The organism is Saccharothrix variisporea, from assembly GCF_003634995.1.
GTDB classification, from domain to species: domain Bacteria; phylum Actinomycetota; class Actinomycetes; order Mycobacteriales; family Pseudonocardiaceae; genus Actinosynnema; species Actinosynnema variisporeum.
Genome location: NZ_RBXR01000001.1, coordinates 5832615 through 5858096, shown reverse-complemented (window position 1 = coordinate 5858096; position 25482 = coordinate 5832615). Strand labels below are relative to the sequence as shown.

Sequence of the window (25482 nt, the reverse complement as noted above, 5' to 3'; positions counted from 1 at the left end):
GGGTAGCCGTAGCCAGCTGTCCTTCACACTTCGTACCGGATGCGAGGCGGTCGTTCGCAAGCCGCCGAATGGATCAAGTTGTGACCTGTCCCACGACGCTGCGCACCGGGTCTCAACGGGTGGCGCTACCCGCCAGGACCCCGGCCATGCCGAGCAGGAGCGTGCCGGTCCCCTGGTCCAGCCGGCGCCGGGCGCGGGCGGAGAGGTCGGCCTTGCGGATGATCGCCCCGATGGTCACGTAACCGGTCCCTGCCAGCACTTCCGCCGCGAGGTAGACCACGCCGAGCACGGCGAGCTGCGCCTGCACGGGACCGCGCGAGGGGTCCACGAACTGCGGCACGAAGGCGGTGAAGATCAGCAACGCCTTCGGGTTGGAGATCGCGACCAGGAACTCCTTGCGCACGGGGCTGCTCTTGCCGAGGGCCTTCTCGTCGTGCGGAGCGGCCTGTGATGGTGTGAAGAAGATGCGCGCGGCGAGGTAGACCAGGTAGGCCACACCCAGCCACTTGATGACCGTGAGGGCGGTCGTGGAGGCCGCGAGGAGCGGACCGAGCCCGGCGACCACGGCGATGATCATGAGACTGAACGCGAACAGCCGCCCGACCAGCGCCGTTGCGGCTTTGGCGAGACCGTGGTGCACGGCGTGGTGCATGCCGAGGAGGTTGTTGGCCCCCGGGGTGAGCGCCACCAGCACGGCCGCTCCGAAGAAGACGACAAGCCACATACGGCCACGCTAACCGGCGGCACCACCGCTTTTTCCGCCCAACGCGAACACCGTCTCACGAGGCCCCGACCAGACGCTCTTCACCACTCGCCACGGCACGCGCTCGACACACCGACCCGGGCATCGAGCCGCGCTGCTTTCCGCTTTTCGGCGCGCGCAGCGCGCGGTGTCGTGGTTCCCAACCACAGGTGGAGGGCCTCGGTTCCCCCGCCGTATGGCCTGCCCGAAGGGCTACCGCATTTTCCAGGGGTTGCCGCCGAAAATTTTTGCGAGGAACGAGCCAAAATTTTTAGCGGCAACCCCTGGAAAATGTGGTTGGCTCCGCCAGGCCATACGGCGGGGGAACCGACGCCCTTCACCCCCCGCTGGCGGCCTGCCGCGCGGCGAGCGCCGCTTTTGATCTTGAGAGCGCGCAGCGCGTTCGGCTTGAGAGCGGAGCGTTCCGGTTCAAAGATTAAAAGAGCCTCGCCGGCGGGCAGGCCACCAAAGATGACCCAACTGCCACTGCGGGGGCTTCTTGCTTTTGTCATCTCCGTATGGCCTGGCGGAGCCTACCACAGATTTCCCCGGGTGCCGCTAAAACTTTTTGCTCGTTCCTCGCAAAAACTTTCGGCTGCACCCGGGGAAATCTGTGGTAGCCCTTCGGGCAGGCCATACGGAGATGACAAAAGCAAGAAGCCCAAGTTGAGCTGTGTCCTCACCGGTGGACTGCCACCCGGCAAAACGGGTGGACCGCCGCTCGCCGGCTTCGCCGAAGGACCCGCGCTGCGCGCGGAAGGGTGCGCAGAAGGGTTGGAGAGGGGTGCGCAGGGCGGAAAGCGAAGGACCCCCGGTGCGGGAGGCGCCGGGGGTCCTTCGGGTGTTGCTGTTGGGTCAGAGCACCGTGGTGGTGCCGCCGGCCGCTGCGATCTTCTCGACCGCGCTGCCCGAGAACTTGTTGGCCACGACGTCGAGCTTGACGCCGTTCAGGTCGCCCTCGCCGAGGACCTTGACCAGCTCGTTCTTGCGCACCAGGCCCGCGTGGACGAGGGCGTCCACGTCGACCCGGCCACCGTCCGGGAACACCCGGGCCAGGTCGCCGACGTTCACGACCTGGTACTCGGTGCGGAACGGGTTCTTGAAGCCCTTGAGCTTCGGCAGGCGCATGTGCAGCGGCATCTGGCCACCTTCGAAGCGCGGGGAGACGTTCTTCCGCGCGCCGGTGCCCTTCGTACCGCGACCCGCCGTCTTGCCCTTGGAGCCCTCACCGCGACCGACACGGGTCTTCGCGGTCTTGGCGCCGGGGGCCGGACGCAGGTCATGGATCTTGATGGTCACGACTGGACCTCCTCGACGACCACCAGGTGGCGCACGGCGTGGATGAGCCCGCGCACCTGCGGCGTGTCCTCGCGGACCACCGACTGGCGGATCTTGCGCAACCCCAGGGTCCGGAGGGACTCACGGTGGTTGTGCTTGGTACCGATGCTGCTCTTCACCTGGGTGACCTTGAGCTGAGCCATGATCACACCGCCCCTGCGCGAGCGCGGAGCATACCGGCGGGAGCGACGTCCTCCAGGGGCAGACCGCGACGGGCAGCCACCTCCTCGGGACGCTGGAGACCCTTCAGGGCCTCCACCGTGGCGTGCACGATGTTGATGGCGTTGTCGGAGCCCAGCGACTTGCTCAGCACGTCGTGGACACCGGCGCACTCCAGCACCGCGCGGACCGCGCCACCGGCGATGACACCGGTACCGGCCGAGGCCGGGCGCAGCAGCACGACACCGGCGGCCTTCTCGCCCTGCACCGGGTGGGGGATCGTGCCCGCGATGCGGGGGACGCGGAAGAAGTTCTTCTTCGCCTCCTCCACACCCTTGGCGATCGCGGCCGGGACTTCCTTGGCCTTGCCGTAGCCGACACCGACCATGCCGTCGCCGTCGCCGACGACGACCAGAGCGGTGAAGCTGAAGCGACGACCACCCTTCACGACCTTGGAGACGCGGTTGATCGCAACCACGCGCTCCAGGTGCGGGGTCTTCTCCTGGGCCGCGCCGCCGCGGCCGCCGTCACGACGGTCGCGACGCTCTCCGCGCTCGCCCCCGCCGCCTTCGCGACGCGTGCGTCCTGGCATCAGGCGTCCCTCTCAATTCCGAAAGTGTGCATTGTCAGAACTCCAGCCCCGCCTCGCGGGCGGCGTCGGCCAGAGCTGCGATCCGGCCGTGGTAGGCGTTGCCGCCACGGTCGAACACGACCTTGGTGATCCCGGCGTCCTTGGCGCGGGCCGCGGCCAGCTGGCCGACCTTGGCGGCCTTGGCCTTCTTGTCGCCCTCCACCGCGCGGACGTCGGCCTCCACGGAGGAGGCAGCCGCCAGGGTGTGGCCGGCGAGGTCGTCGATGATCTGCACGGTGATGTGCTTCGACGACCGGTGCACGACCAGGCGCGGGCGCTCCGGCGTGCCGCTGACCTTCTTGCGGAGGCGGAAGTGACGGCGCGTCTTGGCGATGCGGCGGGTGGTCGAGATGTCCTTGCCGACCGGCTTGCGCTTCGTTGCAGTCTCGCTCATGTCACTTACCCGTCTTTCCGACCTTGCGGCGGATCTTCTCGCCCGCGTAGCGCACGCCCTTGCCCTTGTACGGGTCGGGCTTGCGCAGCTTGCGGATGTTGGCGGCGACCTCGCCGACCAGCTGCTTGTCGATGCCGGCCACGGAGAAGCGGGTGGGGGTCTCCACCGCGAAGGTGATGCCCTCGGGGGCCTCGACCTTCACCGGGTGGCTGTAGCCCAGCGCGAACTCCAGGTCGGAGCCCTTGAGCGCCACGCGGTAACCGACCCCGTGGATCTCCATCTTCTTCTCGTAGCCCTGCGTCACCCCGACGACCATGTTCTGCACCAGGGTGCGAGAAAGGCCGTGGAGCGAGCGGCTGCGGCGCTCGTCGTTCGGGCGCTTCACCTCGAGAGTGCCGTCCTCGGCCTTCTCGACGATGATCGGCTCAGCGATCGTGAGCGACAGGGTGCCCTTGGGCCCCTTCACGCTGACGTCCTGGCCGTCGATCTTCACATCGACCCCGGAGGGGACGGTGATCGGCAGCTTTCCGATGCGCGACATTGGCTAGTCCCCCTTCCCTTACCAGACGTAGGCGAGGACTTCGCCGCCCACGCCCGACTTGTTGGCCTGACGGTCGGTCATGAGACCGCCGGAGGTCGAGATGATCGCGACGCCCAGACCGCCCAGCACCTTCGGCAGGTTCGTCGACTTCGCGTACACGCGCAGACCGGGCTTGGACACGCGGCGGAGGCCGGCGATGCTGCGCTCCCGGTTCGGGCCGTACTTCAGCTCGATCACGAGCTGCTTGGCCACGTCGCCCTGCTCGTCGCGGTAGCCCGCGATGTAACCCTCGCGCTTGAGGATCTCGGCGATGTTGGCCTTCAGCTTGGAGTGCGGCATCACGACCTTGTCGTGGTAAGCCGAGTTCGCGTTCCGCAGACGCGTCAGCATGTCTGCGATCGGGTCGGTCATCGTCATGGTGACCTGGTCTACCTTTCTCGCTGCGGTTCCCCAGTCAGGGTCCGCGGCCGGGTGCGGGAGGCTTTCCCGCACCCAGCCGGGTCGTGAGCGGGCCTACAGCGAAGTGGGATTTTCGAAAACCTGCCGGTGGGCGGGTCTTACCAGCTCGACTTGCTCACGCCGGGCAGCTCGCCCCGGTGGGCCATCTCGCGCAGGCAGATCCGGCACAGGCCGAACTTGCGGAACACCGAGTGCGGCCGGCCGCAGCGCTGGCACCGGGTGTACCCCCGCACCTTGAACTTCGGCTTCTTGGCCGCCTTGTTGATCAGAGCCTTCTTGGCCATCAGCTCAGTTCTCCTTGAACGGGAAGCCCAGGGCCTTCAGCAGCGCCCGGCCCTCCTCGTCGTTGGTGGCGGTGGTGACGACCGTGATGTCCATGCCGCGCGGGCGGTCGATGGCGTCCGGGTCGATCTCGTGGAACATCGACTGCTCGTTGAGGCCGAACGTGTAGTTCCCGTTGCCGTCGAACTGCTTGCCCGACAGACCGCGGAAGTCGCGGATGCGCGGCAGCGCGATCGTCAGCAGGCGGTCCAGGAACTCCCACATGCGGTCGCCGCGCAGCGTCACGCGCGCACCGATCGGCATGCCCTCGCGCAGCTTGAACTGGGCGATGGACTTGCGCGCCTTGCGGACCTCGGGGCGCTGGCCGGTGATGATCGACAGGTCGCGCACGGCGCCCTCGATCAACTTGCCGTCGCGGGCGGCGTCGCCGACACCCATGTTCACGACGACCTTCACGACGCCCGGGATCTGCATCACGTTGGCGTACTCGAACTGCTTGCGCAGCTCCGCGACGATCTCCTCGCGGTAGCGCGTCTTCAGCCGAGGAACGGTCTTCTCAACGGTCGTCATCAGATGTCCTTCCCGTTACGACGGGAAATGCGGACCCGCTTGCCCTCGTCGTTCGTCCGGTAGCCCACACGGGTCGGCTTGCCGTCCGAGTCGACCACCATCACGTTGGACACGTGGATGGGGGCCTCCTGGGTCACGATGCCGCCCGACTGCGCGCCGCGCTGGGTCTGCGTGATCCGGGTGTGCTTCTTGATGCGGTTGACGCCCTCGACCAGGACGCGGTTCTCGGCGGGGTAGGCCTGGATGACCTTGCCGCGAGCGCCCTTGTCCTTGCCGGCGATAACGACGACGGTGTCGCCCTTCTTCACCTTCATCAGAGCACCTCCGGCGCCAACGAGATGATCTTCATGAACTTCTTGTCGCGGAGCTCACGACCGACCGGGCCGAAGATGCGGGTGCCCCGCGGCTCGTTGTCGTTCTTGATGAGCACCGCGGCGTTCTCGTCGAACCGGATGTAAGAGCCGTCGGGACGGCGCTTCTCCTTGACGGTGCGGACGACGACCGCCTTGACGACGTCACCCTTCTTCACACCGGCGCCGGGGATGGCCTGCTTCACCGTCGCGACGATGATGTCCCCGATGCCCGCGTAGCGGCGGCCGGAGCCACCGAGAACACGGATGCAGAGGATCTCCTTCGCACCGGTGTTGTCGGCGACGCGCAGCCGCGACTCCTGCTGGATCACTTACCTTCTCCTGACCATTCCTGGCCCGCCAGATTGCCGACCTGACGGGCTCGGTCCGTGGTTTTACTTGGCCTTCTCGAGGATCTCGACGAGGCGCCAGCGCTTGGTGGCCGACAGCGGCCGGGTCTCCATGAGCAGCACGCGGTCGCCGATGCCGGCGCTGTTCTGCTCGTCGTGCGCCTTCACCTTGGTGGTGGAGCGCATGACCTTGGAGTAGCGGCGGTGCTTCTTGCGGTCCTCGACGGCGACCACGATCGTCTTGTCCATCTTGTCGGACACGACGTAGCCCTCGCGGACCTTGCGCTCGCCGCGCGTCTGAGTCTCAGTCACTTCGTTCTCGCTCATGCCGCACCCTCACCAGTGGAACCGTCGGGAGAGGCCGACAGGCCCAGCTCCCGCTCCCGCATCACGGTGTAGATCCGGGCGATCTCGTGCCGGACCGTGCGCAGCCGGCGGTTGTTGTCCAGCTGCCCGGTGGCCATCTGGAAGCGGAGGTTGAACAGCTCCTCCTTCGCTTCCCGAAGGCGCAGCACGAGCTCTTCCTCGGTGAGCTCGCGAAGCTCGGAAGCGGTGGTACCCGCTGCCATCAGAACTCACCACCCTCACGCGTAACGATGCGGCACTTCATCGGGAGCTTGTGGATCGCGCGGCGCAGCGCCTCGCGGGCCACGGCCTCGTTCGGGAAGCTCATCTCGAAGAGCACCCGACCGGGCTTGACGTTGGCGACCCACCACTCCGGCGAACCCTTACCGGAACCCATGCGGGTCTCGGCGGGCTTCTTGGTCAGCGGGCGGTCCGGGAAGATGTTGATCCAGACCTTGCCACCACGGCGGATGTGCCGCGTGATGGCGATACGCGCCGACTCGATCTGGCGGTTGGTCACGTAAGCCGGCTCCAGTGCCTGGATGCCGTACTCGCCGAAGGTGACCCTCGTGCCGCCCTTGGCAGCACCGGACCGACCGGGGTGGTGCTGCTTGCGGTGCTTAACCCTGCGCGGGATGAGCACGACTCAGCCCTCCGTCTTCTCTTCGGTCGCGACCGGTGCGTCCGCGGTCTCGGCCGCGGCGCGTCCGGCTTCGGTGCTCGTCGCCGTGGTGCCGCTGGCGCCGGAACGACGGGCCCGGTTCGGGCGCTCGCCGCGGTCGCGGCGCGGTGCGCGCTCGGCGGACGGCGCGGCGTCGCGCTCGCGCTTCGCGCTGAGGCCACCGACGACGTCACCCTTGTAGATCCACACCTTCACGCCGATGCGGCCGAACGTGGTGCGGGCCTCGAAGAAGCCGTAGTCGATGTCGGCGCGCAGCGTGTGCAGCGGCACCCGGCCGTCGCGGTAGTGCTCGGAGCGGGACATCTCGGCGCCGCCGAGACGGCCGCCGCACTGCACGCGGATGCCCTTCACCTGCGGGGAGCGCATGGCCGACTGGATGGCCTTGCGCATCGCGCGGCGGAACGCCACGCGGTTCGACAGCTGCTCGGCCACGCCCTGCGCGACGAGCTGCGCGTCCGCCTCGGAGTTCTTCACCTCGAGGATGTTGAGCTGCACCTGCTTCTTGGTGAGCTTCTCCAGCTCACCGCGGATGCGGTCGGCCTCGGCACCACGACGGCCGATGACGATGCCCGGCCGGGCGGTGTGGATGTCGACGCGGACCCGGTCGCGGGTGCGCTCGATCTCCACCTTGGAGATGCCGGCACGCTCCATGCCACGGCCGAGCAGCTTGCGGATCTTGACGTCCTCGGCCACGTACTCGGCGTACTGCTTGTCGGCGTACCAGCGGGACTTCCAGTCGGTGGTGATCCCCAGCCGGAAGCCGTGCGGGTTGATCTTCTGGCCCACTACCGGGTTCCCTTCGCGCTGGACTTCTTCGGACGCGACTCCACCTCGACGGTGATGTGGCTCGTCCGCTTGCGGATCCGGTACGCACGGCCCTGGGCGCGCGGGCGGAACCGCTTGAGGGTCGGACCCTCGTCCACGTAGACCTTGGACACCCACAGGGTGTCGGGGTCCAGGGACAGGTTGTTCTCGGCGTTGGCCACGGCGCTCGCGAGCACCTTGCGGACCGGCTCAGATGCCGCCTGCGGCGCGAACTGGAGCACGGCCAGGGCCTCGCTGGCGCTACGACCCCTGATGAGCTCGACGACGCGGCGCACCTTCATCGGCGTGTCGCGGACGTAGCGAGCCCGAGCCACGGCGCGCGGAAACTCCTGCGCCTGGGCTTCGTTACGGGCGTTCATCGCTGCTTCCCCTTGCTCTTCCTCTAGTTCGTCGCCTTAGCGGCGGCGCGACTTCCGGTCGTCCTTGATGTGACCCTTGAACGTGCGGGTCGGCGCGAACTCGCCGAGCTTGTGCCCGACCATCGCCTCCGTCACGAACACCGGCACGTGCTTGCGGCCGTCGTGCACCGCGATCGTGTGGCCCAGCATGTCGGGGATGATCGTCGACCGGCGGGACCAGGTCTTGATGACGGTCTTCTTGCCCGACTCGTTGAGGACGTCCACCTTCTTGAGCAGGTGGTCGTCGACGAAGGGGCCCTTCTTAAGGCTGCGTGGCATCCTTCACTCCCTCCCTGCTCAGCGCTTCTTACCGGTGCGACGACGCCGGACGATGAGCTTGTCGCTTGGCTTGCGGCGGCGGGTGCGACCCTCGGGCTTGCCGGCCGGGTTCACCGGGTGGCGACCACCGGAGGTCTTGCCCTCACCACCACCGTGCGGGTGGTCGACCGGGTTCATGGCCACACCGCGCACCGTGGGCTTCTTGCCCTTCCAGCGCATGCGGCCGGCCTTGCCCCAGTTGATGTTCTGGTGCTCGGCGTTGCCGACCTCGCCGACCGTGGCGCGGCAGCGCACGTCCACGTTCCGGATCTCGCCCGAGGGCATCCGGAGCTGGGCGTACGGGCCGTCCTTGGCGACCAGCTGGACGCTGGCGCCGGCGGACCGGGCAATCTTCGCGCCGCCGCCGGGGCGGAGCTCGATCGCGTGCACGACCGTGCCGACCGGGATGTTGCGCAGCGGCAGGTTGTTGCCCGGCTTGATGTCGGCCTTGGGGCCGTTCTCGATCCGGTCACCCTGCTGCAGCTTCGCCGGCGCGATGATGTAGCGCTTCTCGCCGTCGGCGTAGTGCAGCAGCGCGATGCGCGCGGTGCGGTTGGGGTCGTACTCGATGTGCGCGACCTTGGCCGGCACGCCGTCCTTGTCGGTGCGGCGGAAGTCGATCAGGCGGTAGGCCCGCTTGTGGCCGCCACCCTTGTGCCGCGTCGTGATCTTGCCCGACGCGTTGCGGCCACCACGGCCGTGCAGCGGGCGGATCAGCGACTTCTCCGGCGTCGACCGAGTGATCTCGGCGAAGTCGGAGACGCTCGCACCGCGACGACCGGGGGTCGTCGGCTTGTACTTGCGAATGCCCATCTCTACGCAGTCCTCGTCGTCATCAGGCGGCCGGGCCGCCGAAGATCTCGATCGGCTTGCTCTCGGCGGACAGCGTCACGATCGCGCGCTTGGTGTCCTTGCGCTTGCCGAAGCCCGTGCGGGTGCGCTTGCGCTTGCCCTGCCGGTTGATCGTGTTGACGCTGACGACCTTGACGCCGAAGACCTTCTCCACGGCAATCTTGATCTGGGTCTTGTTCGCGCCCGGAGCCACCACGAAGGTGTACTTGTTCTCCTCGAGGAGCCCGTAGGACTTCTCGGAGATGACCGGCGCGAGCAGGATGTCCCTGTGGTCGGGGATCACTTCTCGTCCTCCACTTCGGACGAACCGGCGACCGCCTCGGCCGAGCCCTTGCCCTGCTGGGCCTTGCTCGCCAGGAACACGTCCAGAGCGTCCTTCGTGAACACCACGTCGTCGTTGACGAGCACGTCGTAGGTGTTCAGCTGGTCCGGGGCGATGATGTGCACGTGCGGCAGGTTCCGCAGGCTGACCCACGACACCTCGTCGGTGCGCAGCAGCACGGCCAGCACGCGACGGGCCTCGGTCACCGACTCCAGGACCTTGCGGGCGGTCTTGGTCGACGGCGTGTCGCCCTCGACGAAACCGCTCACCACGTGGACCTGGCCGGCGCGCGCCCGGTCGGAGAGGGCACCGCGCAGGGCGGCGGCCTTCATCTTCTTGGGGGTGCGCTGGCTGTAGTCGCGCGGCACGGGGCCGTGGACGGTGCCACCGCCGGCGAACTGCGGCGCGCGGGTCGAACCCTGGCGGGCGCGACCGGTGCCCTTCTGGCGGTACGGCTTCTTGCCACCACCGGACACCTCGCCGCGCGTCTTGGCCTTGTGCGTGCCCTGGCGGGCCGCGGCCTGCTGGGCGACGACGACCTGGTGCAGCAGCGCGACGTTGGCCTGCGCGTCGAAGACGGCGGCGGGCAGCTCGACGGAGCCGTCGGTCTTGCCGTCCGGGGTGCGGATCTCAACGGAAGTCATGATCAGGCACCACCCTTCGCAGCGGTCTTGACGAACACGGTGCCGCCCTTGGGGCCGGGAACGGCGCCCTTGATGAGCAGGAGGCCGGCTTCCGCGTCGACCCGGTGCACCTTGAGGTTCTGGATGGTCACGCGCACGTGGCCCATGCGACCCGCCATGCGCAGGCCCTTGAACACGCGGCCGGGCGTGGCGCAGCCACCGATGGAGCCGGGCGAGCGGTGCTTGCGCTGCGTGCCGTGGCTCGCGCCCAGGCCGCCGAAGCCGTGCCGCTTCATGACACCCGCGGTGCCCTTGCCCTTGCTGGTGCCGACCACGTCGACCACCGCGCCGGCCTCGAAGACCTCGGCGGTGATTTCCTGGCCGACCGTGTACTCGGTCGCGTCCGTGGTGCGCAGCTCCGCCAGGTGCCGGCGGGGCGTGACGCCCGCCTTGGCGAAGTGGCCCGCAACGGGCTTGTTGACCTTGCGCGGGTCGATCGCGCCGAAGGCCAGCTGCACGGCCGAGTAGCCGTCGTTCTCCTGGGTCCGAACCTGGGTGACCACGTTCGGCTCGGCCTTGACGACGGTCACCGGGACGACCCGGTTGTTCTCGTCGAAGACCTGGGTCATGCCGAGCTTGGTGCCCAGGAGGCCCTTAACCTGCCTGTCAGACATTGGTCTCGTTACTCTCCGCCCCAAAAGGGATCAACGCTGCCGCGTCCACGCTTACTGGATGTTGACGTCGACGCTCGCCGGCAGGTCGATGCGCATGAGCGCGTCCACCGTCTTCGGCGTCGGGTCGAGGATGTCGATCAGACGCTTGTGCGTGCGCATCTCGAAGTGCTCGCGCGAGTCCTTGTACTTGTGCGGCGAGCGGATGACGCAGTAAACGTTCTTCTCAGTGGGCAGCGGCACAGGCCCGACGACCCGAGCGCCGGTGCGCGTCACGGTCTCGACGATCTTGCGCGCGGACGCGTCGATCGCCTCGTGGTCGTAGGCCTTGAGCCGGATGCGGATCTTCTGTCCCGCCATGATGGCTTGCCGTTCCTCTGCTTCTCGTACCGCTGCGGTGCGGGCACCACGAGGCCACTGGGACCTTCCGGCGCGCTCCGCCCCCTATTAAGGACTGACACCGAGCGGTGTCACGGTGCCCGGTCCACGCGGTCGGGCGTGTCGCGCCCTTGGCCACAGACCGGTCCCACTGATGAAACCTGTGGGATTGTCTTGCTCGCTAACCCCGCTCGCACGGGGGCGGCCGGTTCGAGTCGAACTCGGCCGCCCCGTGACGAGCAACCCGTCAATGGTCGCACACCGGGGTGCGCAGGCCAAATCGGGGGTCGTTTTTTAGAGCCAGGTCACTTGATGATCTTGGTGACCGAGCCCGCGCCGACGGTGCGGCCACCCTCGCGGATGGCGAACCGCAGGCCCTCGTCCATGGCGATCGGCTGGATCAGCTTGACCGACATCGACGTGGTGTCGCCCGGCATGACCATCTCGGTGCCCTCGGGGAGGGTCACGACGCCGGTCACGTCGGTCGTCCGGAAGTAGAACTGCGGACGGTAGTTGTTGAAGAACGGCGTGTGGCGGCCGCCCTCGTCCTTGGACAGGATGTAGACCTGCGCCTCGAACTCGGTGTGCGGGGTGGTGGTGCCCGGCTTCACGATGACCATGCCGCGCTCCACCTCCTCGCGCTTGATGCCGCGCAGCAGCAGGGCGGCGTTGTCGCCCGCCTGGCCCTCGTCGAGGAACTTCTTGAACATCTCGATCGAGGTGACAGTCGTCTTGCGCGACTGCTCCTTGATGCCGACGATCTCGACTTCCTCGTTGACCTTGATGATGCCGCGCTCGATGCGGCCGGTCACCACGGTGCCACGACCGGTGATGGTGAACACGTCCTCGACCGGCATCAGGAACGGCCGGTCGACCTCGCGCTCGGGCTCCGGGATGTTCTCGTCCACGGCGTCCATCAGGCCGAGGAGCTTCTCGCCCCACTCGGCGTCGCCCTCCAGCGCCTTGAGCGCGGAGACGCGGACCACCGGCAGGTCGTCACCCGGGAACTCGTACTCGGAGAGCAGCTCGCGGACCTCGAGCTCGACGAGCTCCAGGATCTCCTCGTCGTCCACCATGTCGGCCTTGTTCAGGGCCACCACGATGTAGGGCACACCGACCTGGCGGGCCAGGAGGACGTGCTCCTTGGTCTGCGGCATCGGGCCGTCGGTCGCCGCGACCACCAGGATGGCGCCGTCCATCTGCGCCGCACCGGTGATCATGTTCTTGATGTAGTCGGCGTGGCCGGGGCAGTCGACGTGCGCGTAGTGGCGCTTGTCGGTCTGGTACTCGATGTGCGCGATCGAGATGGTGATGCCGCGCTGCTTCTCCTCCGGCGCCTTGTCGATCTGGTCGAACGGCGTGAAGGGGTTGAGGTCCGGGTACTTGTCGTGCAGGACCTTGGAGATCGCCGCGGTCAGCGTCGTCTTGCCGTGGTCGATGTGACCGATGGTGCCGATGTTGACGTGCGGCTTCGTCCGCTCGAACTTCGCCTTCGCCACTGGATTGTCCTCCTGGACTTCTGTTGCTGTGCCGAGCGGGTGTCGTTCCACCCGCCCGGCGTCACGTCAAGGGTTGTGCGGACCCCAGGGACGAGAGACCCCGGAGAGCCCGCGTGGTGCTGCGGTGCTCCGGTTGGGGTTACTCGCCCGTCGCCTTCGCGATGATCTCCTTGGCCACGTTCGCGGGAACCTCGGCGTAGGAGTCAAAGGTCATCGAGTAGTTCGCACGACCCTGGGTCTTGGACCGCAGGTCGCCGACATACCCGAACATCTCCGACAGCGGGACCAGTGCCTTCACGACACGGGTGCCGCTGCGCTCCTCCATGGCCTGGATCTGGCCACGGCGGGAGTTCAAGTCGCCGATCACGTCGCCCATGTACTCCTCGGGCGTGGTGACCTCGACGGCCATCAGCGGCTCGAGCAGGGCCGGGCTCGCCTGGCGGGCGGCTTCCTTGAGCGCCATGGAACCGGCGATCTTGAACGCCATTTCCGACGAGTCGACCTCGTGGTAGGCGCCGTCGAGCAGCGTCACCTTGATGCCGACCAGCGGGTAGCCCGCCAGCACGCCGTACTGCATGGCGTCCTGGGCGCCGGCGTCGACCGACGGGATGTACTCGCGCGGGATGCGACCACCGGTGACCGCGTTGACGAACTCGTAGAGAGCGCCGTCCTCGGTCTTCTCCAGCGGCTCGATGTCGATGAGCACCTTGGCGAACTGGCCGGAGCCACCGGTCTGCTTCTTGTGGGTGTAGGAGTACTTCTCCACCTTGCGGCGGATGGTCTCCCGGTACGCCACCTGCGGCTTGCCGATGTTGGCCTCGACCTTGAACTCGCGGCGCATGCGGTCCACCAGGATGTCCAGGTGGAGCTCGCCCATGCCGGCGATGATGGTCTGGCCGGTCTCCTGGTCCAGGTTGACCCGGAAGGTCGGGTCCTCCTCGGCCAGCTTCTGGATCGCGGTGCCCAGCTTCTCCTGGTCGGCCTTCGTCTTGGGCTCGATCGCCACCTGGATGACCGGCTCGGGGAAGGTCATCGACTCCAGCACGATGGGGTGCTGCGGGTCGCAGAGCGTCTCACCGGTGGTCGTGTCCTTCAGACCGATCACGGCGTAGATGTGGCCCGCGATGGCCTCGTCGACCGGGTTCTCCTTGTTGGCGTGCATCTGGAAGATCTTCCCGATGCGCTCCTTGCGGTCCTTGGTCGAGTTGATGACCTGGGTACCGGAGGCGACCCGACCCGAGTAGACCCGGATGTAGGTCAGCTTGCCGAAGAACGGGTGCACGGCGATCTTGAACGCCAGCGCGGAGAACGGCTCGCTGCTCTCGGCCTTGCGGAACTCGGGGGTCTCGCCGTCCTGCAGCGTGCCCTCGACCGGCGGGAGGTCCAGCGGCGACGGCAGGTAGTCGATGACCGCGTCGAGCATGGGCTGCACGCCCTTGTTCTTGAACGCGGAACCGCACAGCACCGGGTAGGCGGAGCCCTCGGCGACGATCTTGCGGATGCCCGCCTTGATCTGCTCGACGGACAGCTCCTCACCGCCCAGGTACAGCTCCATGAGGGCGTCGTCGGTCTCGGCGACCGTCTCGACCAGCGCCTCGCGGTACTCCTGCGCCTTCTCCAGGAGGTCCGCGGGGATCTCCTCGACGGTGTAGTCCTCGCCCTTCTGGACCTCGCCGCGCCAGGTCAGCGCGCGCATCTCCACCAGGTCGACGACACCGATGAAGTCGCTCTCGGCACCGATCGGGATCTGGATCGGGAGCGGCTTCGCGCCCAGGCGCTCGGAGATCGTGCGCACGGTGAAGTAGAAGTCCGCGCCGAGCTTGTCCATCTTGTTGACGAAGCAGATGCGCGGGACGTCGTACTTGGTCGCCTGACGCCAGACCTGCTCGGACTGGGGCTCGACGCCCTCCTTGCCGTCGAAGACGGCGACGGCGCCGTCGAGGACGCGGAGGTTGCGCTCCACCTCGACGGTGAAGTCGACGTGGCCGGGCGTGTCGATCAGGTTGATCTGGTGGTTCTTCCAGAAGCACGTCGTCGCGGCGGACGTGATCGTGATGCCGCGCTCCTGCTCCTGCTCCATCCAGTCCATCACGGCCGCGCCGTCGTGGACCTCGCCGATCTTGTAGCTGATCCCCGTGTAGAAGAGGATCCGCTCGGTCGTCGTGGTCTTGCCCGCGTCGATGTGGGCCATGATCCCGATGTTGCGGACCTTGGCCAGGTCGGTGAGCACGTCCTGTGCCACGGGTGTCTTCCCCTGTCTTGAGCTCGCAGGCTCACTAGGGCTGGGTGAGCCCGGCCGGTTCTCGGGTGCCGGCCGGGCTGTGAGTCACCAGCGGTAGTGGGCGAAGGCCTTGTTCGACTCGGCCATCTTGTGGGTGTCCTCGCGGCGCTTGACGCTCGCGCCCAGGCCGTTGCTCGCGTCGAGCAGCTCGTTCATCAGGCGCTCGACCATGGTCTTCTCACGGCGCTGCCGGGAGAAGCTGATCAGCCAGCGCAGCGCCAGCGTGGTCGCCCGACCGGGCTTGACCTCGACCGGCACCTGGTAGGTGGCGCCACCGACGCGGCGGCTCTTGACCTCCAGGGCGGGCTTGACGTTGTCCAGCGCGCGCTTGAGCGTGACGACCGGGTCGGTGCCGGTCTTCTCGCGGGCACCCTCGAGGGCGCCGTACACGATCCGCTCGGCCACGGAGCGCTTGCCGTCGACCAGCACCTTGTTGATGAGCTGGGTCACCAGCGGAGAGCTGTAGACCGGGTCGGAGATCAACGGCCGCTTCGGGGCCGGTCCCTTGCGGGGCATCAGCTCTTCTCCTTCTTCGCGCCGTACCGGCTGCGAGCCTGCTTGCGGTTCTTCACGCCCTGCGTGTCCAGGGAGCCGCGGATGATCTTGTAGCGGACACCCGGGAGGTCCTTCACACGACCGCCGCGCACGAGCACCATCGAGTGCTCCTGGAGGTTGTGGCCCTCACCCGGGATGTACGCCGTGACCTCGATGCCGGAGGTCAGCTTCACACGGGCCACCTTGCGCAGCGCCGAGTTCGGCTTCTTGGGCGTGGTGGTGTAGACGCGGGTGCACACACCGCGCCGCTGCGGGCTGCCCTTGAGCGCCGCGGTCTTCTGCTTGGCGACCTTGTCCTGCCGGCCCTTGCGGACCAGCTGCTGGATCGTTGGCATACGCCGGCTGCTTCTTCCGTTCGCGTGCTCGTCGCGCGGGCGGCGAGCGCTGTTTACTTGGTCCCTCTCTGCACCCGAGGTCGGGCGTGTCGCGCCCCTCCTGGCCAAGGCCCGAGGGTGGAACACCGTGACCCAAGGTCCGCAGGCGACATCCCAGGACGCCCCTACGTGTGGAGGTCACCGCGGCCGGCTTTCCAGCACGACTGGCGCGTAGGCACGCGGAGCGGCCCGACATGGGTCGGGCACGAGTACCAAAGATACCCCGCCCGCTTCCCACTGGTCAAAACGGGTGGGGTCACCGGTCCGGCGTGCCCGTGCGGCCTTCGCGACCTGCGGTTTTCCCGTCCGGCACGAGGCGGTTGGGTCGGCGCGTCGACGGGCGGTCCCGCGCGGGGGACTTGTCCGGCGGGGCACTTGCAGTGTAGGCGCGCGAGGAGGGGGCGGCGACCGCACACGCCCACGTCACCCGGGCTTCGCCACAATCGCTCCCAGGCCGACCCGAGGAGCCCCGGTGACCAGCGACGACCACCCCGCCGCCCCACCCGTCCCGCTCCCGTTCGAGTACCGGCCGGCGCGCCGGCGCCCGGTCTGGCCGATCGTTCTCGGCTCGGCGGGCTTGGCGCTCGTGGTGGCGGTCTCCGCCGCGGTGACGTTCGGCTCGGCTGCGCTCTCGTTCACCTTCGGCGACTGCGTGGAGCCGGTCAGCGGGCAGCAGGTCCAGATGCGGGCGGTGGCGGACTGCGGCATGCCCCGGGCGGTGTACGTGGTGGCGGCCGAGCGGGACGGACGGGCCGGTTGTCCCCAGGGCGACTACGTCGCCACCCCCGACGGGCGGTGTCTCGCGTTGCGCGTCAAGGCCGGCGACTGCCTTCGCGTCGTGCCCTACGGGGCATCGGTGCAGGCCTACGCGCTGGGGTGGTGCGAGCGCCCGGACAAGATCGTGGTCGAGGCGGTGCACGACTCCGCCGAAGCGGTGTGCTCCGGCGGCGTCCGGCACCGGTACAGCCGGCCGGCGCGCACGGTGTGCCTGTCCGGGTGAACACCTCCGGGTGAACGACACTGTGCCGGTGCAGACCGCTCTCGTCGCCGGCATGGCCGCGCTCGTGGACCCCGTCGCGCCGCCTGTCGTGCTCGCCGTGCGCGGGGACGTGGTCGTCGTGCGGGTCGGGGACGTCGTGCTCAAGGCGCATGAAGCCGACACGGACGCCGCGCTGCTCAGGGCGCGGTGCCAGTTGGCCGGTGATTCACGATTGGGTGAACTTTTCCTCGCACCCCTGCTGGGGCCGGTCCCGGTGCTCGACCGCCTGGTGACCGGGTGGCCCCTCGGCGTGCCGGTGCCCCAGGGCGAGCCCGACACGCTGCCGCTGGAGGAGGCCGGCCGGATGCTCGCCCGCCTGCACGACTTCACCGCCGCCGACTTCGCCGCCGACTTCGTCGAGTTGCCGCCGGCCGGGGCGTGGGAGCGGCTGGAGCGGGCGGTGGTGAAGCTGCCGGACGTGGCCGGGGCCGAGGTCGTGCGGCGGGCGTTCGACACCGTCGAGCCGGCGCGGGCGGGCACGACGCTCATCCACGGGGACTGGCACCTCGGCCAGCTGGTGAGCCGCGGCGGGTACCGGTTGATCGACGTGGACGACCTCGGCGCGGGCGACCCGGCGTGGGACCTCGCGCGGCCCGCGGCGTTGTTCGCGGCCGGCGTGCTCGAACCGCGGGCGTGGTCGCGGCTGCTGGACGCCTACCTCGACGCCGGCGGCACCGGGATCGACCGGGCCGACCCGTGGGCGGCGTTGGAGGGACCGGCGCGCGGGTTGGTCGTGCAGATGGCAGCGCGTGCCCTCGCGGCGGCGGAGCGTGATGGAAAGGCGCTCGAGCCCGCGCAGACGGCGTTGCTGGACGCCTGCGCGCGGATCGCATCCCGACACGAACCCATGCCCCGCGGCTAATATCGCGCACAACGCACGAAACAGGAGGCTCACACGATGCAGTGCCCCAAGTGCCATGCGAACATGCGGACTTTCGACCGCATGGGCGTACACATCGAGCAGTGCGACGGCTGCCGCGGAGTCTTCCTCGACTACGGCGAGCTCGAGGCCATCACCCGCCTCGAGGCCCAGATGCAGGCCCCGCCGCCCCCGCCGCCCGCCGCACCGGCCCCGGCGCAGGTCCACTACGTGCAGCCGGTCCAGCCGGGCTGGGGCGCGCAGCCCCACTACGGCCACCACTACGGCCACCGCAAGCACCACGGCCTGGCCGGCCTGTTCTTCTCCAGCTGATCCGGTCCTCCGTCGCGATCGACGCGGCCACCCGTTGCGACTACCGAAAAACTGGGCAATACTCGGTAGTGGATGAGGGAGGTCGTCATGTCGGTCGCGACGGAGGCTGCACAGATCCGGGATCTGTTCAACCAGATCGAAGACATCGAAGAAGTCGCCTCCACGCTGTCGGAAGACGATGAACGGCGGCGCAAGCTGGACGGTGTGGTCGCCCGAGCGCTCCGAACGGCCCCGCCGGTACGACCGGTGGTCGCGGGCGAACTGCTCGACCTCACCGAGAAGACCGTGAAGGCGTGGGCGCGCGAGGGCGTGCTGGCGATCCACAGCCAGGAACCCCGGATGCTGCTGGACACCGTCCGCCTGCACGAGGTGCTGCACGTCGTCGCCGAGCTGCGCCGCGCCGGCCGCACCCGCGGCCTGCTGGACGAGGTGCACCGCAGGTTGAGCGACCAGGCCCTGCTCGACCGCGACGACCTGGCCACGAGCCTGGCGCAGATGCACCGGGGTGAAGGACGCGTAGTCCGCAATCTTGATCAAGGTAGTTGAGACGCCGGTCGCGAGCCTCCAGGCCGCGGCCTTGCGCGGTCCCGCCCGCCAGGCCTACGACCGCTTCCTGGACGAACTGTCCCACCGCGGCTGCGCCGCCCTCGGGTACCGCGTCACCGGCCCCGAGCCCCTCCCCCGCCTGTGCGTGAAGCACCTGCGCGGCACCGACCGCGTGGTCGTGGCGTTCCCCGAACCGGACACGGCGTGGGTCCTGCTGGTCGGCGCCCACGACGACGACCCGGGCCGCAACCTCTACGACGCCCTCTACGAACTGGCCGGCGTCCGCCCCCGCCTCAACGAACGCCGCACCAAGCCCCCGTGCTGCACCGACGGCACTCCCCCGTCCGCCGACGCGGACCTGGTGGACGACCTGGTAGCCCGCGCCCGAGCCTTGGCCAAGTCCCGCCGACGCTGAACGCCAGGGCGGGCGTGGCGGGAGACCGGGTCGGGGCCGTCTCCCGCCACGCCTCACCGCGCGATCACCCCGTCACGGGCAGGTGGCCTTCGACGGGAGTCGGACGCGGCGCCTTGCCCGGGGCGGACGGTGCCGGGGTGCTGCTCGAAGTCGGCGTCGGCGTCGCGGAGGACGAACTGGTCGGGACCGGGGCCTCTGCCGCGGCGCAGGTGGCCGAGGCGATGTCGATCTTCTGCAAGCCCGCCAGCTCGACGGAGATCGCGACCACGGTCAACGAGCCGTCGGCGGCGCGGGTCTGCTTGTTCAGGACGACCGACACCACACCGGGCACCTGGACGCGCGTGTTCGGCCCGGGGTGCAGGTCCAGCGCCGTGGGGCCGGCCTTCGCGGCGGCCAGGGTGACGGCGCCGGTGCCGTCCACGCAGGTCGCGCTGACGACCTCGGCGGTCAGCGACGTCAGGTCGGACAGCTTCAGCAAGCCAAGTTGCGCCTTGAGGTCCGCCACGCTCGCCCTGGCGGACGTCGCGTCCACCTCGGTGTTCAGCACGCCGGCGGCGATGACGGGGGCCTTGGCGTCCGGCAGGGCGACCGACGCGACGGACGTCTGCCGGTAGCCCTTGGACCCGTCCAGCGCGGCCAGCGGCTCGACGGTGAGCAGGCCGGACGCGGACAGGGCGAACGCGGAGCTCGGGGTGCCGCCGGCCGCCGCCCGTCGCGGTGCGACCTGGGCGTGCGCGGTGCCGGCGGTGGCGGCGAGGAGGGCGGCGGTGAGCAATGCCGCGGTTCTCTTCATGGGGGATGGGCCTTTCACTTGACGATCACCACGGTCCCCAGCGGGAGGGTGAGGAGGAGGTCGAGCGCGTCGTCGGGGACGCGGATGCAGCCGTCGCTGCTCGCCGTGCCGAACGGGGTGGCGTCCGGCCAGCCGTGCAGGGCCACCGTGCCGGGGCCGCCGCCGAAGGTCTCGTGGCTGTCGGAGTGGGCGCCGAGCGGCAGGACGTACGGGCTGAACGTCGCCACGGTCTCCTTGATGGAGGCCATCACGTACGTCCGCCCGGTGGGCGTCGGGTGTTGGGCGCTGCCCGTGCCGACGGTCCACGTGCCGATCGAGCGGCCCCTCTCGGTGACCTCCAGGCGGAACGCGGCCAGGTCCACGGTGACCAGGTAGTCGTTCTCGGCGCGCTCGAAGTCGTCGGAGCCGGTGAACACCCAGCCGGCGGACCGGTTGGGCCGGGACGGCAGCAGGACCTTCGACCAGCCGTCCTTCCGGTCGACCTCCGGCACCCACGTCGGCGAGCCGAGCTGGGTGGCGGGGAGCTTGGCGACGGCACGCCCGTTCACGGCGTCGTAGACGGGCACGTCCTTCTTGGCGCGCAACACCTGTCCGGCCGTGGGTGACGTGTCGTCGTCCCGCGGCAGGGCTTCGATCTTGGCGAACGTGGTGGCCTCGGGGAGCACGGCGAACGACTGCACGTCGACGGCCTGCGGCCGGGCCTGGGGTGTGGGTGGTGGTTCGGAGCCGGCGCACGAGCAGACGGCAAGGGCCGTCGCCAGCGCGACCAGCAGGACACGAAACATCGTGGTTCCTGATCGGTCGAGGGTCCGGTGGCGGCGGAGGTACCTCGAGTTTTCGGCCGGATCACGGCCTGTCGGGCGCAAGATCGCGTCCGATCGGAAAGCTATCTACTCTCAAGTAGCTTGGGCAAGGGGCCTAGGCGCTCGTCACCCGAATGCCGCAATGTTCTTTACGACACCCAGAGGCCCGTCCACCGCCACCACCAGCTCTTCGGCCGCCGCTTCCCGCACTTCGATGTCCACCCCGAGCGCGCGCAACGGCCCCTCGACGGCCGCCGGGTCGGGGTGCTCGACGTGCAGGGACACCAGCGTCAGCCCGGCGGGCGCGGACCGCGCGGGGTGCGGCGTGGCACCCCAGTCGATCAGGAACGGGACCACCCCGGCGGTCCGCGCGTTCGCGGTCAGCCGCCAGCGCAGCAGCTCGCCGTCGGGTGTGCGGCGCTGCCCCTCGATCACGTCGCCGGGGTCGAAGCCGCGCGAACGGGCCCGGGCCACCGCGGCGTCGATGTCGTCCACGGTGAGCGCCCACCCCACCACCCGGCCGCTCGTCACGCCGTCCACGCCGTAGGGGCGCGGGGAGGCCGGCTCGGGCTGGGTGGGGTCGGGCGCGATGACCTCCAGGTACGTGTGCGGACCGAGGCCCAGGAGGCGGTTGTGCGTGCCGGCCCCGGGGTGCTGCCCACCCCCGGCCGCCCGCACGCCGAGCCGGTCGGCGAGGTCGTCGACAGCGGCCTCCAGTGACGGTGCCGCGTAGAGGACGTGATCGATCCGCACGACCCCCCACTATGCCGCTCCGACCCCGGAAAGGGCACGACCCCGGAAAAGGGGACAGCCCCGGAAGCGGGAGGCTTCCGGGGCTGTCCGCGGTCTTGCGTCAGCGGTAGTCGCGACCGAAGTCGTAGTCGTCGAGCGGGACCGCCGCGCCCGTGCCGGTGCCGAAGACGTCCGGGGTGTAGTACCCGTCGTCGTAGCTCGGGATGGCGTACGCCGCCGCCCGCGCCTCCTCGGTCGGCTGGACCTGGATGTTCCGGTACCGGTTGATGCCGGTGCCGGCCGGGATCAGCTTGCCGATGATCACGTTCTCCTTCAGGCCGATCAGCTTGTCCGACCGGCCGTTGATCGCGGCGTCGGTCAGGACACGCGTGGTCTCCTGGAAGGAGGCCGCCGACAGCCACGAGTCCGTGGCCAGCGACGCCTTCGTGATGCCCATCAGCACCGGACGGCCGGCCGCCGGCTCGCCGCCCTCGGCCACGACCGCGCGGTTGCCCGACTCGAACTCCGCGCGCTCGACCAGCGAGCCCGGCAGGAACTCGGTGGCACCCGAGTCGATGATCGTCACCCGGCGCAGCATCTGCCGGACGATGACCTCGATGTGCTTGTCGTGGATCGCCACACCCTGGGCCCGGTAGACCTTCTGGACCTCCTGCACCAGGTGCAGCTGGGCCTCGCGCGGACCCATGACGCGCAGCACCTCGTGCGGGTCGGGCGTGCCCTCCAGCAGCTGCTGGCCGACGGACACGTGGTCGCCGTCCTGCAGCGGGCCGGTGGGGGTGTTGGCCAGGCGCTGGCGCTTCGACAGCTTGTCGAAGACGATCTCCTCGGACCCGTCGTCCGGGATGAGGGTGATCTTCCAGAACCGGTCGCCGTCCTCGATGCGCACCCGACCGTCGACGTCCGCGATGGGCGCCTTGCCCTTGGGCACACGAGCCTCGAAGAGCTCCTGCACACGGGGCAGACCGGTCGTGATGTCGTCACCGGCGACACCACCCTGGTGGAAGGTGCGCATGGTCAGCTGCGTGCCGGGCTCACCGATCGACTGGGCGGCGACGATGCCGACGGCCTCGCCGACGTCGACCAGCTTGCCGGTCGCCATCGAGCGGCCGTAGCAGGACGCGCACACGCCGACCGCCGACTCGCAGGTCAGCACGGAGCGGACCTTGACCCGGGTGACGCCGTTCTGCACCAGGGTCTGCAGCGCCGGGTCGCCCAGGTCGTCACCGCGGTTGAGGACGATGTTGCCGTCCGCGTCGGTGATGTCCTCGGCGATGGTCCGGGCGTAGACCGAGGTCTGCGCGAACTCGTGCAGGACGACCTTGTCGCCCAGCCGCTCGCCGACCGTCATGTTCACGCCGCGGGTGGTGCCGCAGTCGATCTCGCGGATGATGACGTCCTGCGAGACGTCCACCAGACGACGGGTCAGGTAACCCGAGTCGGCGGTGCGGAGCGCGGTGTCGGCCAGACCCTTGCGGGCGCCGTGCGTGGCGATGAAGTACTCCAGCACCGACAGGCCCTCGCGGAACGAGTTCTTGATCGGCCGCGGGATGTACTCGCCCTTCGGGTTGGTCACCAGACCACGCATGCCCGCCAGCGAGCGGACCTGGGTCATGTTGCCCGCCGCGCCGGACTTCACGATCATGCGGATCGAGTTGTCCTCGGGGAAGTTGGCCTCCATGACCTCGGCCACCTCTTCGGTCGCCTTGGTCCACACCTTGACCAGCTCGTTGTTGCGCTCCGCGTAGGAGAGCTGACCGCGCTGGTAGCGCTTCTCCACCGCGTCGGCGAGCTTCTCGTACTCGTCCAGGATGCCCTGCTTGGCCTCCGGCACGAGCACGTCGGAGATCGCGACGGTGACACCGGACCGGGTGGCCCAGTAGAAGCCCGCGTCCTTCAGCTTGTCCAGCGTCCGGGCGACGGTGACCATCGGGTACCGCTCGGCGAGGTCGTTGATGACCGTGGCCTGCCGCTTCTTGGGCATGACCTCGTTCAGGAACGGGTAGTCCTGCGGCAGGACCTCGTTGAACAGCACGCGGCCCAGGGTGGTCTCGGCCAGCCACGGCTGACCGGGCTCCCAGCCCTCCGGCTCCTGGCCCTTCGGCGGGTTCTTGTCCGAGATCCGGATCTTCACCATCGCCTGCAGGCCCAGGACCTTGCGGTCGAACGCCATCAGCGCCTCGGCCGGCGACGAGTACGCCTGGCCCTCGCCGATGTCGCCTTCCTTGTGCCGGGTCAGGTGGTACAGGCCGGTGACCATGTCCAGACGCGGCATGGCCAGCGGCTTGCCCGACGCGGGCGAGAGGATGTTGTTCGACGACAGCATCAGCACGCGCGCCTCGGCCTGCGCCTCGGCGGACAGCGGCAGGTGGACCGCCATCTGGTCACCGTCGAAGTCGGCGTTGAACGCTTCACAGACCAGCGGGTGCAACTGGATGGCCTTGCCCTCGACCAGCTGCGGCTCGAAGGCCTGGATGCCGAGGCGGTGCAGCGTGGGCGCGCGGTTGAGCAGCACCGGGTGCTCGGTGATGACCTCTTCCAGCACGTCCCACACGGCCGGGCGGGCGCGCTCGACCATGCGCTTGGCGGACTTGATGTTCTGCGCGTGGTTGAGGTCCACCAGCCGCTTCATCACGAACGGCTTGAACAGCTCCAGCGCCATCTGCTTGGGCAGGCCGCACTGGTGCAGCTTGAGCTGCGGGCCGACCACGATGACCGAACGGCCGGAGTAGTCGACGCGCTTGCCGAGCAGGTTCTGGCGGAACCGGCCCTGCTTGCCCTTGAGCAGGTCGGACAGCGACTTCAGCGGCCGGTTGCCCGGACCGGTGACCGGACGACCGCGGCGGCCGTTGTCGAACAGCGCGTCGACGGCCTCCTGGAGCATCCGCTTCTCGTTGTTGACGATGATCTCGGGCGCGCCGAGGTCGATCAGCCGCTTGAGGCGGTTGTTCCGGTTGATGACCCGGCGGTACAGGTCGTTGAGGTCGGAGGTCGCGAAGCGGCCACCGTCGAGCTGCACCATCGGGCGCAGGTCCGGCGGGATGACCGGGACGCAGTCCAGGACCATGCCCTGCGGGTTGTTGCGGGTCGCCTGGAACGCGGCGACGACCTTCAGCCGCTTGAGGGCGCGCAGCTTCTTCTGGCCCTTGCCGCTGCGGATGGTCTCGCGCAGCGTCTCGGCCTCGGCGTCGACGTCGTAGTCACCCAGCAGCTTCTGGATGGCCTCCGCGCCCATGGCGCCGGTGAAGTAGTCGCCGTAGCGGTCGTAGAGCTCGCGGTAGAGCAGCTCGTCCGCGATGAGCTGGCCCTTCTCCAACTTGGTGAAGGTGGACCAGATCTCGTCGAGGCGGTCGAGCTCGCGCTGGGCGCGGTCGCGCAGCTGGCGCATCTCGCGCTCGCCGCCCTCCTTGACCTTGCGGCGCACGTCGGACTTGGCGCCCTCCGCCTCCAGCTCGGCCAGGTCGGCTTCCAGCTTCTGCGCGCGCGCCTCGACGTCGGCGTCGCGGCGGTTCTCGACGCGCTTGCGCTCGACCTGCATCTCGTTCTCGAGCGTGGGCAGGTCGTTGTGGCGCAGCTCGCCGTTGACGCCCACGATGACGTAGGCGGCGAAGTAGATGATCTTCTCGAGGTCCTTCGGGGCCAGGTCGAGCAGGTAGCCCAACCGGCTCGGGACGCCCTTGAAGTACCAGATGTGCGTGACCGGGGCGGCCAGTTCGATGTGGCCCATCCGCTCGCGGCGCACCTTGGCGCGGGTCACCTCGACGCCGCAGCGCTCGCAGATGATGCCCTTGAACCGGACGCGCTTGTACTTGCCGCAGTAGCACTCCCAGTCCCGGGTGGGACCGAAGATCTTCTCGCAGAACAAGCCGTCCTTCTCCGGCTTGAGCGTGCGGTAGTTGATGGTCTCGGGCTTCTTGACCTCGCCGTAGGACCACTGGCGGATGTCGTCCGCGGTCGCGAGACCGATGCGGAGCTCATCGAAGAAGTTGACGTCGAGCACGTCTA

At 68.9% G+C, this 25482-nt stretch carries 35 protein-coding genes; 5 read left to right on the top strand and 30 right to left on the bottom strand.

What is annotated here, in order from left to right; all coding sequences use genetic code 11:
* Positions 1–112: 112 nt before the first annotated feature.
* From DFJ66_RS26755 to rpsL, 26 genes are all read right to left on the bottom strand, one after another.
* Positions 113–724: a LysE family translocator gene (locus DFJ66_RS26755; RefSeq protein WP_170199670.1), complete on the bottom strand. Its 612-nt coding sequence runs from the start codon at positions 722–724 to the stop codon at positions 113–115.
* Positions 725–1597: 873 nt separating this feature from the next.
* Positions 1598–2041, bottom strand: coding sequence for a 50S ribosomal protein L15 (gene rplO / locus DFJ66_RS26750; RefSeq protein ID WP_121224929.1), 444 nt, complete (start codon positions 2039–2041; stop codon positions 1598–1600).
* Positions 2038–2223 (bottom strand): 50S ribosomal protein L30, encoded by a 186-nt coding sequence (gene rpmD, locus DFJ66_RS26745; protein ID WP_033428588.1) that lies wholly within the window; start codon positions 2221–2223, stop codon positions 2038–2040. Before rpmD ends, rplO begins: the two co-directional genes overlap by 4 nt.
* Positions 2224–2225: 2 nt before the next feature.
* Positions 2226–2831 (bottom strand): 30S ribosomal protein S5, encoded by a 606-nt coding sequence (gene rpsE, locus DFJ66_RS26740; protein WP_121224926.1) that lies wholly within the window; start codon positions 2829–2831, stop codon positions 2226–2228.
* Positions 2832–2865: 34 nt separating this feature from the next.
* Positions 2866–3264, bottom strand: a complete 399-nt coding sequence (rplR, locus tag DFJ66_RS26735) for a 50S ribosomal protein L18 (RefSeq protein ID WP_121224924.1) — start codon at positions 3262–3264, stop codon at positions 2866–2868.
* 1 nt (position 3265) lies between these two features.
* The gene (gene rplF / locus DFJ66_RS26730) at positions 3266–3805 is read right to left on the bottom strand and encodes a 50S ribosomal protein L6 (protein WP_121224922.1); all 540 of its coding nucleotides are present in this window, start codon (positions 3803–3805) and stop codon (positions 3266–3268) included.
* A gap of 18 nt (positions 3806–3823) precedes the next feature.
* The gene (rpsH, locus tag DFJ66_RS26725) at positions 3824–4222 is read right to left on the bottom strand and encodes a 30S ribosomal protein S8 (protein WP_121224920.1); all 399 of its coding nucleotides are present in this window, start codon (positions 4220–4222) and stop codon (positions 3824–3826) included.
* 140 nt (positions 4223–4362) lie between these two features.
* Complete coding sequence (locus DFJ66_RS26720; RefSeq protein ID WP_121224918.1) at positions 4363–4548, bottom strand: type Z 30S ribosomal protein S14; 186 nt, start codon at positions 4546–4548, stop codon at positions 4363–4365.
* A 4-nt stretch (positions 4549–4552) separates the two neighbouring features.
* Positions 4553–5116: a 50S ribosomal protein L5 gene (rplE, locus tag DFJ66_RS26715; protein WP_121224916.1), complete on the bottom strand. Its 564-nt coding sequence runs from the start codon at positions 5114–5116 to the stop codon at positions 4553–4555.
* On the bottom strand, positions 5116–5430 hold the full coding sequence (rplX, locus tag DFJ66_RS26710) for a 50S ribosomal protein L24 (protein WP_121224914.1): 315 nt from the start codon (positions 5428–5430) through the stop codon (positions 5116–5118). The genes rplE and rplX overlap by 1 nt, the downstream gene beginning before the upstream one ends.
* A complete protein-coding gene (gene rplN / locus DFJ66_RS26705) occupies positions 5430–5798 on the bottom strand; it encodes a 50S ribosomal protein L14 (protein ID WP_015805282.1) in 369 nt (122 codons plus the stop codon). The genes rplX and rplN overlap by 1 nt, the downstream gene beginning before the upstream one ends.
* A gap of 63 nt (positions 5799–5861) precedes the next feature.
* Positions 5862–6143, bottom strand: coding sequence for a 30S ribosomal protein S17 (gene rpsQ / locus DFJ66_RS26700; RefSeq protein ID WP_121224912.1), 282 nt, complete (start codon positions 6141–6143; stop codon positions 5862–5864).
* A complete protein-coding gene (rpmC, locus tag DFJ66_RS26695; RefSeq protein WP_121224910.1) occupies positions 6140–6385 on the bottom strand; it encodes a 50S ribosomal protein L29 in 246 nt (81 codons plus the stop codon). Before rpmC ends, rpsQ begins: the two co-directional genes overlap by 4 nt.
* Positions 6385–6804: a 50S ribosomal protein L16 gene (gene rplP, locus DFJ66_RS26690; protein ID WP_121224908.1), complete on the bottom strand. Its 420-nt coding sequence runs from the start codon at positions 6802–6804 to the stop codon at positions 6385–6387. The genes rpmC and rplP overlap by 1 nt, the downstream gene beginning before the upstream one ends.
* A gap of 3 nt (positions 6805–6807) precedes the next feature.
* Positions 6808–7629, bottom strand: coding sequence for a 30S ribosomal protein S3 (gene rpsC / locus DFJ66_RS26685; protein ID WP_121224906.1), 822 nt, complete (start codon positions 7627–7629; stop codon positions 6808–6810).
* Positions 7629–8027, bottom strand: coding sequence for a 50S ribosomal protein L22 (gene rplV, locus DFJ66_RS26680; protein ID WP_121224904.1), 399 nt, complete (start codon positions 8025–8027; stop codon positions 7629–7631). Before rplV ends, rpsC begins: the two co-directional genes overlap by 1 nt.
* Positions 8028–8063: 36 nt before the next feature.
* Complete coding sequence (rpsS, locus tag DFJ66_RS26675) at positions 8064–8345, bottom strand: 30S ribosomal protein S19 (RefSeq protein ID WP_015105260.1); 282 nt, start codon at positions 8343–8345, stop codon at positions 8064–8066.
* An 18-nt stretch (positions 8346–8363) separates the two neighbouring features.
* Entirely contained in the window at positions 8364–9197 is an 834-nt protein-coding gene (gene rplB / locus DFJ66_RS26670; RefSeq protein WP_121224902.1) for a 50S ribosomal protein L2, read from the bottom strand.
* 22 nt (positions 9198–9219) lie between these two features.
* Entirely contained in the window at positions 9220–9519 is a 300-nt protein-coding gene (gene rplW, locus DFJ66_RS26665) for a 50S ribosomal protein L23 (RefSeq protein ID WP_121009862.1), read from the bottom strand.
* A complete protein-coding gene (rplD, locus tag DFJ66_RS26660) occupies positions 9516–10202 on the bottom strand; it encodes a 50S ribosomal protein L4 (RefSeq protein ID WP_121224900.1) in 687 nt (228 codons plus the stop codon). Before rplD ends, rplW begins: the two co-directional genes overlap by 4 nt.
* A 2-nt stretch (positions 10203–10204) precedes the next feature.
* Entirely contained in the window at positions 10205–10855 is a 651-nt protein-coding gene (gene rplC, locus DFJ66_RS26655; protein WP_121224898.1) for a 50S ribosomal protein L3, read from the bottom strand.
* 51 nt (positions 10856–10906) lie between these two features.
* Positions 10907–11212, bottom strand: a complete 306-nt coding sequence (gene rpsJ / locus DFJ66_RS26650; protein WP_003938093.1) for a 30S ribosomal protein S10 — start codon at positions 11210–11212, stop codon at positions 10907–10909.
* Between the two features lie 323 nt (positions 11213–11535).
* Positions 11536–12729 carry an elongation factor Tu gene (gene tuf, locus DFJ66_RS26645; RefSeq protein WP_121224896.1) on the bottom strand — a complete coding sequence of 398 codons (1194 nt, stop codon included), beginning with the start codon at positions 12727–12729 and terminating at the stop codon, positions 11536–11538.
* 139 nt (positions 12730–12868) lie between these two features.
* Positions 12869–14971 carry an elongation factor G gene (gene fusA, locus DFJ66_RS26640; RefSeq protein ID WP_121224894.1) on the bottom strand — a complete coding sequence of 701 codons (2103 nt, stop codon included), beginning with the start codon at positions 14969–14971 and terminating at the stop codon, positions 12869–12871.
* A gap of 84 nt (positions 14972–15055) precedes the next feature.
* Positions 15056–15526 carry a 30S ribosomal protein S7 gene (rpsG, locus tag DFJ66_RS26635; protein ID WP_121224892.1) on the bottom strand — a complete coding sequence of 157 codons (471 nt, stop codon included), beginning with the start codon at positions 15524–15526 and terminating at the stop codon, positions 15056–15058.
* The gene (gene rpsL, locus DFJ66_RS26630; RefSeq protein ID WP_030473471.1) at positions 15526–15900 is read right to left on the bottom strand and encodes a 30S ribosomal protein S12; all 375 of its coding nucleotides are present in this window, start codon (positions 15898–15900) and stop codon (positions 15526–15528) included. The genes rpsG and rpsL overlap by 1 nt, the downstream gene beginning before the upstream one ends.
* A gap of 511 nt (positions 15901–16411) precedes the next feature.
* Between rpsL and DFJ66_RS26625 the strand changes: the two genes are divergently transcribed.
* From DFJ66_RS26625 to DFJ66_RS26605, 5 genes are all read left to right on the top strand, one after another.
* A complete protein-coding gene (locus DFJ66_RS26625) occupies positions 16412–16939 on the top strand; it encodes a hypothetical protein (protein WP_121224890.1) in 528 nt (175 codons plus the stop codon).
* A gap of 10 nt (positions 16940–16949) precedes the next feature.
* A complete protein-coding gene (locus DFJ66_RS26620) occupies positions 16950–17840 on the top strand; it encodes a phosphotransferase family protein (protein WP_246029918.1) in 891 nt (296 codons plus the stop codon).
* A 36-nt stretch (positions 17841–17876) separates the two neighbouring features.
* Positions 17877–18170: a TFIIB-type zinc ribbon-containing protein gene (locus DFJ66_RS26615; protein ID WP_121224888.1), complete on the top strand. Its 294-nt coding sequence runs from the start codon at positions 17877–17879 to the stop codon at positions 18168–18170.
* 87 nt (positions 18171–18257) lie between these two features.
* Complete coding sequence (locus DFJ66_RS26610; RefSeq protein ID WP_121224886.1) at positions 18258–18716, top strand: hypothetical protein; 459 nt, start codon at positions 18258–18260, stop codon at positions 18714–18716.
* The gene (locus DFJ66_RS26605; RefSeq protein ID WP_147459372.1) at positions 18700–19131 is read left to right on the top strand and encodes a hypothetical protein; all 432 of its coding nucleotides are present in this window, start codon (positions 18700–18702) and stop codon (positions 19129–19131) included. Before DFJ66_RS26610 ends, DFJ66_RS26605 begins: the two co-directional genes overlap by 17 nt.
* Before the next feature lie 64 nt (positions 19132–19195).
* Here DFJ66_RS26605 and DFJ66_RS26600 read toward each other — a convergent pair whose 3' ends face one another.
* From DFJ66_RS26600 to DFJ66_RS26585, 4 genes are all read right to left on the bottom strand, one after another.
* Complete coding sequence (locus DFJ66_RS26600) at positions 19196–19924, bottom strand: choice-of-anchor P family protein (protein ID WP_121224882.1); 729 nt, start codon at positions 19922–19924, stop codon at positions 19196–19198.
* A gap of 14 nt (positions 19925–19938) precedes the next feature.
* Entirely contained in the window at positions 19939–20709 is a 771-nt protein-coding gene (locus tag DFJ66_RS26595; protein WP_121224880.1) for a L,D-transpeptidase, read from the bottom strand.
* Positions 20710–20853: 144 nt separating this feature from the next.
* On the bottom strand, positions 20854–21480 hold the full coding sequence (locus DFJ66_RS26590; RefSeq protein ID WP_121224878.1) for a VOC family protein: 627 nt from the start codon (positions 21478–21480) through the stop codon (positions 20854–20856).
* A gap of 100 nt (positions 21481–21580) precedes the next feature.
* Complete coding sequence (locus DFJ66_RS26585) at positions 21581–25477, bottom strand: DNA-directed RNA polymerase subunit beta' (protein WP_121224876.1); 3897 nt, start codon at positions 25475–25477, stop codon at positions 21581–21583.
* Positions 25478–25482 lie beyond the last annotated feature (5 nt).

What these genes read in the sequence shown, in the direction of transcription:
- rpsL (WP_030473471.1), bottom strand. Translation starts at nt 15,900, where the DNA reads ATGCCAACGATCCAGCAGCTGGTCCGCAAGGGCCGGCAGGACAAGGTC.
- rpmD (WP_033428588.1), bottom strand. Translation starts at nt 2,223, where the DNA reads ATGGCTCAGCTCAAGGTCACCCAGGTGAAGAGCAGCATCGGTACCAAG.
- DFJ66_RS26615 (WP_121224888.1), top strand. Translation starts at nt 17,877, where the DNA reads ATGCAGTGCCCCAAGTGCCATGCGAACATGCGGACTTTCGACCGCATG.
- rplE (WP_121224916.1), bottom strand. Translation starts at nt 5,116, where the DNA reads ATGACGACCGTTGAGAAGACCGTTCCTCGGCTGAAGACGCGCTACCGC.
- rplV (WP_121224904.1), bottom strand. Translation starts at nt 8,027, where the DNA reads ATGAACGCCCGTAACGAAGCCCAGGCGCAGGAGTTTCCGCGCGCCGTG.
- DFJ66_RS26720 (WP_121224918.1), bottom strand. Translation starts at nt 4,548, where the DNA reads ATGGCCAAGAAGGCTCTGATCAACAAGGCGGCCAAGAAGCCGAAGTTC.
- rpsH (WP_121224920.1), bottom strand. Translation starts at nt 4,222, where the DNA reads ATGACGATGACCGACCCGATCGCAGACATGCTGACGCGTCTGCGGAAC.
- rplC (WP_121224898.1), bottom strand. Translation starts at nt 10,855, where the DNA reads ATGTCTGACAGGCAGGTTAAGGGCCTCCTGGGCACCAAGCTCGGCATG.
- DFJ66_RS26600 (WP_121224882.1), bottom strand. Translation starts at nt 19,924, where the DNA reads ATGAAGAGAACCGCGGCATTGCTCACCGCCGCCCTCCTCGCCGCCACC.
- rplR (WP_121224924.1), bottom strand. Translation starts at nt 3,264, where the DNA reads ATGAGCGAGACTGCAACGAAGCGCAAGCCGGTCGGCAAGGACATCTCG.
- DFJ66_RS26595 (WP_121224880.1), bottom strand. Translation starts at nt 20,709, where the DNA reads ATGTTTCGTGTCCTGCTGGTCGCGCTGGCGACGGCCCTTGCCGTCTGC.
- rplF (WP_121224922.1), bottom strand. Translation starts at nt 3,805, where the DNA reads ATGTCGCGCATCGGAAAGCTGCCGATCACCGTCCCCTCCGGGGTCGAT.
- rplX (WP_121224914.1), bottom strand. Translation starts at nt 5,430, where the DNA reads ATGAAGGTGAAGAAGGGCGACACCGTCGTCGTTATCGCCGGCAAGGAC.
- rpmC (WP_121224910.1), bottom strand. Translation starts at nt 6,385, where the DNA reads ATGGCAGCGGGTACCACCGCTTCCGAGCTTCGCGAGCTCACCGAGGAA.
- rpsG (WP_121224892.1), bottom strand. Translation starts at nt 15,526, where the DNA reads ATGCCCCGCAAGGGACCGGCCCCGAAGCGGCCGTTGATCTCCGACCCG.
- DFJ66_RS26755 (WP_170199670.1), bottom strand. Translation starts at nt 724, where the DNA reads ATGTGGCTTGTCGTCTTCTTCGGAGCGGCCGTGCTGGTGGCGCTCACC.
- rplD (WP_121224900.1), bottom strand. Translation starts at nt 10,202, where the DNA reads ATGACTTCCGTTGAGATCCGCACCCCGGACGGCAAGACCGACGGCTCC.
- rpsS (WP_015105260.1), bottom strand. Translation starts at nt 8,345, where the DNA reads ATGCCACGCAGCCTTAAGAAGGGCCCCTTCGTCGACGACCACCTGCTC.
- rplB (WP_121224902.1), bottom strand. Translation starts at nt 9,197, where the DNA reads ATGGGCATTCGCAAGTACAAGCCGACGACCCCCGGTCGTCGCGGTGCG.
- rpsQ (WP_121224912.1), bottom strand. Translation starts at nt 6,143, where the DNA reads ATGAGCGAGAACGAAGTGACTGAGACTCAGACGCGCGGCGAGCGCAAG.
- rpsJ (WP_003938093.1), bottom strand. Translation starts at nt 11,212, where the DNA reads ATGGCGGGACAGAAGATCCGCATCCGGCTCAAGGCCTACGACCACGAG.
- rpsE (WP_121224926.1), bottom strand. Translation starts at nt 2,831, where the DNA reads ATGCCAGGACGCACGCGTCGCGAAGGCGGCGGGGGCGAGCGCGGAGAG.
- DFJ66_RS26610 (WP_121224886.1), top strand. Translation starts at nt 18,258, where the DNA reads ATGTCGGTCGCGACGGAGGCTGCACAGATCCGGGATCTGTTCAACCAG.